Source organism: Psychrobacter sp. APC 3426, assembly GCF_030408035.1.
Lineage (GTDB): Bacteria > Pseudomonadota > Gammaproteobacteria > Pseudomonadales > Moraxellaceae > Psychrobacter.
The window spans coordinates 87,200-97,269 of the sequence record NZ_JASDCF010000010.1 but is presented as its reverse complement, the minus strand read 5'-3'; the positions used below and the strand labels follow the sequence as shown (position 1 = coordinate 97,269).

The following is a 10,070-nucleotide window of genomic DNA, read 5'->3' as shown; positions in this document are numbered from 1 at the left end:
ATTAAATAGATATTGATGATAAATTCGTCTATGGGCATCTCACAACTCCATTGTATTCTTGGTCGAAAACAATAGATTAGTGAGGTGCTCTTCTTTTTTCAATCACTTTCGAAGTTGAGAGTGGGGTTTATTTTCTAAAAACTTTACCTGAATGGACGTTTTATAATCAAACATTTGATCATCTGAAGCAATGGTCGAGAGATATTTACCCTCACACCACTCTATAGCTTCGTTCAAAGTTGAACTCAAACCTTTATTTGGTCTAGACCTAAATTCAAACCTGACAAATCTTTCCTTACAAGCCTGAATCATTTCTCGAATTTTTTCGACCGATTTATCCTTAGAGCCATCATCAATTATAATAAGCTCTATATTTTCATATGTCTGATTTATAACGCTTTGAATAGAGGCCTGTACAAAAACTTCATGGTTATAGCAAGGTATCACTACAGAAACTAAAGGAAGGCTATTTTTCATCGTATTTATATCTACCATTATGGCTTAGTGTTAAAGAGGAATATATAGTCGATTTACTCTATAAATAATCTTCTATTAGCAGGACAAATATTTATAGAGTAAATACATTCAAACCAACAACTAAGAACATATCAATTATAACTAAAGTTATTTATTGCTTTAATAATTGTGACAATTTCCTCATCTGTTATCGTTGGCCCTATCGGTAAGCTTAATACTTCTGTATGAATCTTTTCAGCAATAGGATAGCTTAACTCGTTCCATTCTTTGTAAGCTTGCTGCTTGTGCGGAGGTATAGGATAATGGATGAGGGTTTGTATCCTATTATCCGCTAGATACTGCTGTAGCTCGTCTCTATGTTCACAGCGGATTACAAAGACATGCCAAACATGAGCGCTATCATGTTCATTAGTCGGTAATATAACTGCTTTATTATTAATACCTTCAAGATAAGCATTTGCGACTTTACAACGATGAGCAATCTCAGCGTTTAAATGGTTAAGCTTTACATTAAGGATCGCGGCTTGGATTTCATCTAACCGACTATTAACACCTTGGAATAAATTTTTATACTTTTCATGTGAGCCATAATTACGTAACGCACGCAAAGTATTAGCCAGCTCTTCATCATTCGTCGTGATTGCGCCAGCGTCACCTAGCGCACCAAGATTTTTACCGGGATAAAAACTAAAACCTGATGCATCACCCCAGCTCCCTGCTCTCTTATCATCAAGAGAAGCGCCATGAGCTTGTGCAGAGTCTTCTAGCACCAACAATTCACGACGTTTAGCAATATCCATAATAGCTGGCATATCTGCTAGTTGCCCATACAAGTGTACAGGAAGTATGACTTTCGTTTTAATAGTAATAGCCGCTTCAACTTTTTTAGGATGGATATTGAAGCTGTCTACACATGGCTCAACTAAAACAGGCGTTAAGTTATTAGCACTAATCGCTAATATACTGGCGATATAAGTATTAGATGGCACGATAACTTCGTCACCATCTTTTAGCTTACCTAGCTCCTTCCATGCTCGTAGCGTTAAAATCAGTGCATCTAAACCGTTGGCCACACCAATCGCATATTTGGTTCCGCAGTAATTAGCAAAGTGCTGCTCGAATTGCTCGAGCTCACTGCCACCGATATACCAGCCTGAATCAATAACACGAGCACAAGCACCTATAAGCTCATCACGATATTGGGCATTAATTGCTTTTAAATCAAGAAAAGGAATCATTTATACATATCCTTTAATAGCGGCAGGGTTTCCTACCATAATTGCGTTTTCTGGAACACTCTTAGTCACTACGGCTCCAGCACCTATTAACGCATTTTTTCCAATGGTAATCCCTGGTAAAAGAGTCGCATTGGCACCAATGCTTGCTCCTTCTTCTACGACAGTTTTTGGAAATTCATCTGGATACTGCTTTGAGCGCGGTTTCTTATCATTCGTAAAAGTGACACAAGGCCCGATAAATACATTATCTTTTAAAGTAGTACCGTCCCATATATAAACGCCTGACTTAACTGTCACGTTATTCCCGATTACCACATCATTTTCAATCAATGTATGAGCACAAATATTACAATTTTCTCCAATGACTGCTTTAGGAAGAATGACACTATACTGCCAAACTTTAGTTTTTTGACCTATCCTGGTTGACATCACATCAGACAATGGGTGTATGAAAGGTTTATTAGCTTCATTTATAAACTCATCATAATCACGAATATAATCAGCTTCATCATAGTGCTCACTGGCCAGTACTAACAGCACACAATCATCACTGAAGTCGTGCATTTCTCGCCAAACTAAATCTTCTATCAGTAAACCTTCAGTAGCAGAGTCTAATATGACCTCTTCACGAGTTTTACCATCGTCAAGAACCATACGACATTTACCAGTGATACAAATAGCAACTTGTTTCAAGTTATGATGAGCATGAAATCCACGTGCCACATCTTTTTGAGTTGCAAAAATATAATAAACACGTTTAATTGGAAAAGGTATAGTACTTCCTGCTTCTAGAGCTACTAAAGATCCGCGAGCGTCGCCTAATGGCGGAAAGTGAACCCATTGTATTAAACTCATAACGATTCATCCACCAAAGATATCAAATACTGACCATAAGCATTTTTATTCATCGATTGACCAATATCTAAGAGACACTGCTTCGTTAGCCAACCATTGTTATAGGCGATTTCTTCTAAGCAAGCAATCTTAAAGCCTTGGCGCTTTTCAACAGTTTCTACAAACATACCCGCTTCGATCAGACTCTCATGAGTGCCCGTATCCAACCAAGCAAAACCACGGCCTAATAGCTCAACATTTAAGTCACCACGTTCCATATATACCTGATTGACGGTGGTAATCTCAAGCTCGCCTCGATCTGAAGGCTTTACCTTTTTCGCAATCTCTATGACATCATTGTCATAGAAATATAAACCAGTTACGGCATAGTTAGACTTAGGTTTGAGAGGCTTTTCTTCTATTGAAATGACGCGCTTGTCTTCATCAAACGCCACCACGCCAAAACGCTCGGGATCTTTGACTTGATAGCCAAAGACGGTTGCACCTTTTTGACGATTGACTGCTTGTCGCAATAGCGGCGTGAACCCTTGACCATAAAAGATATTATCACCGAGCACGAGGCAGACATTACTATCACCTATGAACGCTTCACCAATAATAAAGGCTTGAGCCAAGCCATCGGGACTTGGCTGAACGGCATAACTGATATCGATGCCTAGCTCATTGCCATCGCCGAGTAGCCGCTTAAAACCATTTATGTCATCTGGTGTGCTAATAATAAGTACCTCGCGAATACCAGCGAGCATCAATACAGATAACGGATAATAAATCATTGGCTTATCATAGATAGGTAGCAGCTGCTTAGAGACACCTTTAGTAATGGGATAAAGGCGTGTACCTGAGCCTCCCGCTAAAATAATACCTTTTGTATTCATTTATTCACCTGCTCCTAGTCTTTCCCGTTGATAGCTACCATCTTGGACACGACTACACCATTCCATATTATTCAAGTACCATTCGACCGTTTTTCTAATACCACTGTCAAACGTCTCTGTCGGCGTCCAATTTAACTTATTGGCAATTTTGCTGGCATCGATTGCATAGCGCAAATCATGTCCTGGACGGTCTTTTACAAACGTGATTAAAGACTCGTAAGGCTGACCGTTTGCCTGTGGTTTTAGCTCATCCAAGATGCGACAGATCGTTTTGACCACTTCAATATTTTGTTTTTCGTTATGCCCGCCGATATTATAAGTCTCACCCACCTTGCCTTCAGTGACCACTTTATATAAAGCACGTGCATGATCTTCTACAAACAACCAATCACGTATTTGATTGCCTTTGCCATAGATAGGCAGTGCTTTGCCATCTAGAGCATTTAAGATGACCAACGGAATAAGTTTTTCAGGAAAATGGTAAGGACCATAATTGTTAGAGCAGTTAGTGACTAAAATAGGGAATCCATAGGTACGATGCCAGGCACGAACCAGATGGTCAGAACTGGCTTTGGATGCCGAGTAAGGTGAACTTGGTGCATAAGGAGTCGTTTCAGTAAATAAATCAGTCGTCCCTTCCAGATCACCATAAACTTCATCGGTAGAGATATGATGAAACTTAAACTGCTGTTTATCTCTGTCATCAAGCTTTTGCCAGTATTGACGCGCGACTTCTAATAGATGATACGTACCTATGATATTGGTATTAATAAATTCAGCAGGCCCATCAATAGAGCGATCCACATGTGATTCTGCTGCTAAATGCATGACGAGATTGGGCTGGAAACTATTAAATACTTGTTCTAAAGACTCTTTGTCACAGATATCAATCTGTTGAAATATATATCTTGGATTTTGATCAATCTCTTTGAGAGACTCTAAATTACCTGCATAGGTTAATTTATCAATATTTAAGACTTTATCGTCCGTATTATGCATAATATGACGTATAACAGCAGAACCGATGAAGCCTGCGCCACCTGTGACGAGTATTTTCATAAATCTTTTCTTAATTAAGTTGGGTTAATACTTCAAACACTATACTGAAAGGCTAAAAGGTGGATAATAGTTGAGGTAAATTTTTACTTGAAGTTACAAAACATTAATACCAGTTATTCTTATATATCACGGCCTCAGCACGGGAAATAGAAAAGTAACTAAATCTACCAGTGGGATGACAGTAAGTATATTTAGCTAAGTTATACCGTCACTATTTCTGTTAGTTAAGATTGCTTATCAACTATTTTTTAAATTCAAACTATAAAAACCATCTTCTCTTAAAAACCCCATTCTTTTTTCCTGATACCTTCAAAGTATGATGCCTGGTCATTTATTAGTATAAAAGACATCATCCACTGCATACGGAAATACAGTTTATATTGCTGACTTTTTTTATTGATTAGATGAAAAGGGTTCAAGCTTATACTAAATTGTTTGGCTAATCTACGATATTGGCTCATTATTCGCCAAATAGTTGTCCACTCTTTGCGAGGTGTTATACTAAAGTACATCTCAACACTGTCTATCAGATACAACTGAATAAAGCGCTCTTTGATAACATTAACCTCCGCATCAGTTTTGGCAAATGCCAAACCATCCATCAGACCACAGACTGAGGTATACAAGCGATCTAGTGACTTTTGCGTTGTCTTGCCTCTGGTAATAGAGTCGAACTCTTGATGATATAGGTAGCCGACGATATTTGTCTTTAAAAAACTCGTGACCAGAAATGGCAGAGTAAATGCTAATGGAATATCTTCGTAATAGCAGTATTCAGGATAATGAATATGATGGTCTAGCAGAAACTCACGTCTAAAGGCTTTACAGGTCTGATAGATAAATCCACTATCTAGCAGTATCTGACGAACCTCATGGCTATCTCTATAGCTACCTGCTGCCACATTCATTCTATTTATGGGAGTGGTGCCTGAGCGTATGATATTAAAATCAATAAAGTCATATTGTTGGTCGCAGTTTTGTTTTATGAAAATCAATGCGTCAGTGGTTATATCGTCATCAGAATCAACGAACCAAACATATTGACCTGTTGCCACACTAAGCCCTAGGTTCCTAGCGCCGCCAGTACCTTTATTCTGTTGTCTTAGGATTGTGATATTAGCCTGTGGTAATCTGCACTTGAGGTCTGAGAGTACACTATAAGTGTCGTCAGTTGAGCCATCATCAACCAAAATAACTTCGAGATCATTTGATGTTATTTCCGGCAAACGTTTAAGCAGTCTTTTGCACTTGTGTGCCGAATTAAAAAAAGGGACGACCAAACTTATATACATGTCACAGTCCCCCGTCGATGATGTTAAGCGTGTTTCGCCATTTCCTTAAACTTCAGATTACGTACCACAAGATCTTGGTAGGTACCATGATCTATGATTTTTCCGTGCTCCATAAAGTAAATAAGATCGCATTTCTCTACCGTTTTTAGACGATGAGCAATCATAATGATGGTTTTTTTACCACTGAACTCATGGATGGCATCCATCACTATCTTTTCAGTAATCCCATCTAGCGCACTGGTCGCTTCATCGAATACTAACACCTCGGCTTCATGATAGAGTGCGCGTGCAATGCCAATACGTTGACGCTGACCACCCGAGAGCTGTACACCGCGCTCACCTACTTTGGTATTGACCCCATCTGGCAGCTGTTCAACCAATTCAGTGAGGTTGGCTAATGTTAGCGCTTTATTGACTTGCTCTAGGCTGATGTCTCTTGCTGGAACACCAAAGGCAATGTTTTCTGCGATAGTACCTTCACTCAAAAATATACTTTGCGGTACAAATCCCAATAAGTCTTGCCATGCACGTTTGTTATCGGCAGTAATGCGAATATCATCGACGTATAGGCTGCCTTGTTGCGGTGTTAGTAAACCAAGCAGTAAATCTATCAAAGTAGATTTTCCAGAGCCAGACGATCCAACCAGACCAATCACGCTATTGACAGGAATGCTCATACTGACACCATCCACTGCCGCTCTATCCTTATCAGGATAACTAAACTCTATACCCTTTAGTGCAATATTATTGCTAAGTTTTATCGCTGTAGGCATTGGCGCTTTACTAATGGTCTTTTGCTTTTCAAACGAGCTTTGTAAGTCCTCTTTTACAGCCTCAAAGGCTGCAACGTTTCCTTTGATAGTCGAAACACTAGAATAAATCTGCTGTAATGCTGGTAGCAACTTAAATGCTGCCAAGGCATAAACAGCCAAGATAGGCAGGACTTCTCCCAAATTGCCTGAGTGCACCTTAATCAGTACGAGTACCAGTGAAATCATCGCGCCAAATGCTATCAGCTCTATAAAATAGCGAGGGACTTGGCTAATGGCTATATTGGTCCCTTGCGCACGAGCAAAGACTTTACCACTGTCATGAAACCGTGCGATAAAGTCATGACTACGGTTGAGTAGTAAGACGTCCTTGATACCCCCAAACCCTTCATTCATGAGTCTAAAACGCTGTGTCGACACTTCAGACAACTTTTGACCATTACTTACTAACTTTTTTCTTACCAATCTGTATAGTAAAAAATAGGCTAATGAAAATATAAACAACCCTAATATGGCAATGAGTGGGTCGTATATCACAATACTGACCGATATAAATAGCGCCAAGACAAGCTTTGCATTCATCTGAACTAATGGCTGTATGATGCCATTACTGATGCGTGCCGCTTCGGTAGATACTTGCTTGGTCAGCTGTGCACTACTACCACTGGCATGGAATTGCCAACTTTGCTGCATATAATAGCTATAGAGTCGATCAGCAATCTCCGTCCCTATACGCGCACCAAAGATAGATAGCTTCCAAATGGTAAACATAGAAACAACGGTAGAGAACGTCAGCATCACCAAGACAACCACACCCGCATAAAACAAGAAGTCCATCGGGTTGTCGATACCAGACATCTGATATAACTGCGCAAAAACGCCGTTGGTCTCTAGTATGCTAATATCGCCAACTAAAGCCATAAAGGGTGCGATAGAAGCAATGCCTAATAGCTCTGTAAAAGCCATAATTACAACCAGCACTTGCAAAACATAAAACTGTTTTAACTGTTTATCCGTCAGCAGAGCAAAGAGCTGCTTAATTACTTTCAACATAATGTATTCGTCTACAGGCTGTTTTGTAAAAAATTCACATACCAAGGCATTGCTTTTTTGATGCCTTGAACAATATCAAACTGAGGATCATACCCTAATGCGCCTTTGATTTTACTAATATCAGCCTGACTGTGGCGCACATCTCCTTCTCTAAAATCACGATAAATAGGCGCCTGACTATAATCCACGCCATTGGCACTTAGGTTATCTTTTAATGCCGTAAACAAGGTGTTAAGCGTGGTACGACCACCAACGGCCACATTATAGACTTGGTTTTTGGCATCATCACTGGCGGTTGCTGCCAAGATATTGGCCTGTACCGCATTTTCGATAAAGTTAAAATCACGGCTAGTATCACCATCACCATTGATATATACATCATCGCCCTGAATCATGGCTGCTGTCCACTTAGGTATCACCGCTGCGTAAGCACCGTCAGGCGTTTGGCGCTTGCCAAAAATATTAAAATATCGCAGGCCAATAGTATGGAAACCATAAGTACGAGCGAATACTTCGGCATATAGCTCATTGACGTACTTAGTTACTGCATAAGGCGATAAGGGATTTCCGATGGCATCTTCTACTTTTGGTAATGCAGGGTGATCACCATAAGTCGAGCTACTAGCGGCGTAGGTAAAGCTTGACACCTTAGTATCACGAGCGGCAACCAGCATATTCAAGAAACCTGAGATATTGGTTGCGTTGGTATTGATGGGATCAGCGATAGAACGTGGCACTGAGCCTAATGCTGCTTGATGCAATACATAATCGACATCTGCGCAAGCAGTTTGGCAGTCCTCTAGATTGCGAATGTCGCCTTCTATAAAGGTAAAGCACTGCCATTGCTGTAGACTTACTAACGCTTTAACTTCCTCTAAATTATGCTGAAATCCTGTAGCGAAGTTATCTAAACCCACTACTTTTTGATTGAGTAATAATAGAGTTTCTAATAAGTTTGAGCCGATAAATCCTGCGACTCCTGTAATAAGCCAAGTTTTTGGTTGATTAACCAATGATTCTGTCACTTGTTGATACGCAGTCACTGTCATGTTAAATGTATTCCATATTGCATTATATGCTTTGATTACTATAGATGCCTAAAGTCGTATGTCGGTCTGCTCTTTAGCGAACAAATACTTTAAATCATAGAGGACATGCTTATCTTTACCTAAGGCTCTTATTTTCTCTATACCCATTTTTACAAACTGCTCATGAGCGACCGCTAAGATAATACCGTCATATTGATTTAATGCAGGCTCAGCGATGGGGATGACATCGTATTCACGTTCGGCCTCGTTAGCATCTATCCAAGGGTCATAAACATCCACTTCGATATTGTACTCATGCAGCTCATGTACGATATCGATGACTTTGGTATTACGCACATCAGGGCAGTTTTCTTTGAAACTAAGCCCCAGCACCAAAACCTTGGCACCCTCTACTTGTATGCGCTTTTTAATCATGGTTTTGACCAACTGTGTGACCACATACTCACCCATACTGTCGTTTAAACGACGACCGGCCAATATAATCTCTGGGTTATAACCGATCGCTTGCGCCTTGTGCGTCAAGTAATAAGGATCTACACCAATGCAGTGACCGCCGACGAGCCCTGGACGGAACGGCAAGAAATTCCACTTGGTACCTGCTGCTGTGAGTACCGCTTCCGTATCTATCCCCATTTTATTAAAAATAACAGCCAACTCATTAATCAAAGCAATGTTGACATCTCTTTGGGTGTTTTCAATGACCTTGGCTGCTTCTGCAACCTTAATGCTCGGTGCTTTGTGCGTACCAGCAGTAATGATTAAGTTATAGACCTTATCCACGTAGTTAGCGACTTCAGGGGTTGAGCCTGCCGTTACCTTTAGAATATTAGTCACTCTATGCTCTTTATCACCTGGATTAATACGCTCAGGGCTATAGCCTGCATAGAAGTCTTGGTTATAGGTTAATCCAGATACTTCCTCGAGTACCGGAATACAGACCTCTTCGGTTGCGCCAGGATAGACCGTAGACTCATAGACCACTATATCGTCTTTCTTTAATAACGTACCGATAGCTTTTGATGCATTAACGAGTGGTGTTAAGTCAGGCTGCTTTGAGCTATCGATAGGTGTTGGCACTGTTACAATAAAGAAATTACAGTCTTTGAGCGCTTGAATGTCTGAGCTGTAACTTAGATGGGTCGCTGCAGCCAACTCTTCATCGCTGACCTCTAAGGTATGGTCAGTACCTGCTGCTAGCGCAGTAATACGACTGGTATTGATGTCAAAGCCAACGACTGAGTGCTGCTTGCCAAATTCGACTGCTAGAGGCAATCCTACATACCCTAAACCAATCACTGCAATTTTAAGATTATCGATACTTATCATAAGTTCCTATCACTTAACTATTTCTAAAAAGCTTCATCAATGAGCTTAGTTATAACATTAACAGTGAAGACTAAAG

8 protein-coding genes and 1 pseudogene are annotated in these 10,070 nt (G+C 40.2%); all 9 read right to left on the bottom strand.

The features are described 5' to 3' along the window. Nucleotides 1–129 precede the first annotated feature (129 nt). A pseudogene (locus QL919_RS07310) lies at nucleotides 130–477 on the bottom strand (glycosyltransferase family A protein); the annotation flags it as partial. Between the two features lie 131 nt (nucleotides 478–608). Further along, complete coding sequence (locus QL919_RS07305) at nucleotides 609–1,715, bottom strand: DegT/DnrJ/EryC1/StrS family aminotransferase (protein ID WP_290188896.1); 1,107 nt, start codon at nucleotides 1,713–1,715, stop codon at nucleotides 609–611. Further along, complete coding sequence (locus QL919_RS07300; protein ID WP_290188895.1) at nucleotides 1,716–2,570, bottom strand: WxcM-like domain-containing protein; 855 nt, start codon at nucleotides 2,568–2,570, stop codon at nucleotides 1,716–1,718. Next, nucleotides 2,567–3,445, bottom strand: a complete 879-nt coding sequence (rfbA, locus tag QL919_RS07295) for a glucose-1-phosphate thymidylyltransferase RfbA (RefSeq protein WP_290188894.1) — start codon at nucleotides 3,443–3,445, stop codon at nucleotides 2,567–2,569. The genes QL919_RS07300 and rfbA overlap by 4 nt, the downstream gene beginning before the upstream one ends. Continuing rightward, nucleotides 3,446–4,504, bottom strand: coding sequence for a dTDP-glucose 4,6-dehydratase (rfbB, locus tag QL919_RS07290; RefSeq protein WP_290188893.1), 1,059 nt, complete (start codon nucleotides 4,502–4,504; stop codon nucleotides 3,446–3,448). 278 nt (nucleotides 4,505–4,782) lie between these two features. Then, the gene (locus QL919_RS07285; protein ID WP_290188892.1) at nucleotides 4,783–5,796 is read right to left on the bottom strand and encodes a glycosyltransferase family 2 protein; all 1,014 of its coding nucleotides are present in this window, start codon (nucleotides 5,794–5,796) and stop codon (nucleotides 4,783–4,785) included. A 23-nt stretch (nucleotides 5,797–5,819) separates the two neighbouring features. Beyond that, nucleotides 5,820–7,619, bottom strand: coding sequence for an ABC transporter ATP-binding protein (locus QL919_RS07280; RefSeq protein WP_290188891.1), 1,800 nt, complete (start codon nucleotides 7,617–7,619; stop codon nucleotides 5,820–5,822). Between the two features lie 11 nt (nucleotides 7,620–7,630). After that, the gene (locus QL919_RS07275) at nucleotides 7,631–8,668 is read right to left on the bottom strand and encodes an NAD-dependent epimerase/dehydratase family protein (protein WP_290188890.1); all 1,038 of its coding nucleotides are present in this window, start codon (nucleotides 8,666–8,668) and stop codon (nucleotides 7,631–7,633) included. Nucleotides 8,669–8,716: 48 nt separating this feature from the next. Continuing rightward, entirely contained in the window at nucleotides 8,717–9,994 is a 1,278-nt protein-coding gene (gene tviB, locus QL919_RS07270; RefSeq protein WP_290188889.1) for a Vi polysaccharide biosynthesis UDP-N-acetylglucosamine C-6 dehydrogenase TviB, read from the bottom strand. Nucleotides 9,995–10,070 lie beyond the last annotated feature (76 nt).

What these genes read in the sequence shown, in the direction of transcription:
- rfbA (WP_290188894.1), bottom strand. Translation starts at nt 3,445, where the DNA reads ATGAATACAAAAGGTATTATTTTAGCGGGAGGCTCAGGTACACGCCTT.
- QL919_RS07300 (WP_290188895.1), bottom strand. Translation starts at nt 2,570, where the DNA reads ATGAGTTTAATACAATGGGTTCACTTTCCGCCATTAGGCGACGCTCGC.
- QL919_RS07280 (WP_290188891.1), bottom strand. Translation starts at nt 7,619, where the DNA reads ATGTTGAAAGTAATTAAGCAGCTCTTTGCTCTGCTGACGGATAAACAG.
- QL919_RS07305 (WP_290188896.1), bottom strand. Translation starts at nt 1,715, where the DNA reads ATGATTCCTTTTCTTGATTTAAAAGCAATTAATGCCCAATATCGTGAT.
- QL919_RS07285 (WP_290188892.1), bottom strand. Translation starts at nt 5,796, where the DNA reads ATGTATATAAGTTTGGTCGTCCCTTTTTTTAATTCGGCACACAAGTGC.
- rfbB (WP_290188893.1), bottom strand. Translation starts at nt 4,504, where the DNA reads ATGAAAATACTCGTCACAGGTGGCGCAGGCTTCATCGGTTCTGCTGTT.
- tviB (WP_290188889.1), bottom strand. Translation starts at nt 9,994, where the DNA reads ATGATAAGTATCGATAATCTTAAAATTGCAGTGATTGGTTTAGGGTAT.
- QL919_RS07275 (WP_290188890.1), bottom strand. Translation starts at nt 8,668, where the DNA reads ATGACAGTGACTGCGTATCAACAAGTGACAGAATCATTGGTTAATCAA.